Here is a 342-nt window from a genome sequence, read left to right on the forward strand (position 1 = left end):
CTACTTTTGTTTGACCTACTTTTGTATTTGTGATGTCGTAACCAGTTACTTCTGATTTGTAACCATCTACCGCTTGTTCTTTCACTTCATACTTGTAGGCAGCGCCATTCGCATCGTATGCCGCTAAGTCTTTAAATTCGTATTTCCAGCCGCTTGCTTCACTTACTTCTTGCGTATCAATCTTTTGACCGTTTTGAAGTAAGTCTACTTTAATCGTTTTCGGACGTTCTTTCGCATTGTCGTCTTTCCACGTTTTTGTTCCTTCTACTTTTGTTTGGCCAACCTTTGTATTCGTGATGTCATAACCGTTCACTTCGGATTGATATCCCGCTACTGGTTGTT

1 protein-coding gene is annotated in these 342 nt (G+C 40.4%); it reads right to left on the bottom strand.

The genetic code is table 11. The features are described from left to right. Positions 1-342, bottom strand: a 342-nt coding sequence (locus ORL93_RS31055) for a Cna B-type domain-containing protein (RefSeq protein ID WP_265960356.1), incomplete at both ends; no start/stop codon positions are given.

Origin of the sequence: Bacillus sp. DHT2, from assembly GCF_026241455.1 — a bacterium.
Classification (GTDB): Bacteria; Bacillota; Bacilli; order Bacillales; family Bacillaceae_G; genus Bacillus_A; species Bacillus_A pseudomycoides.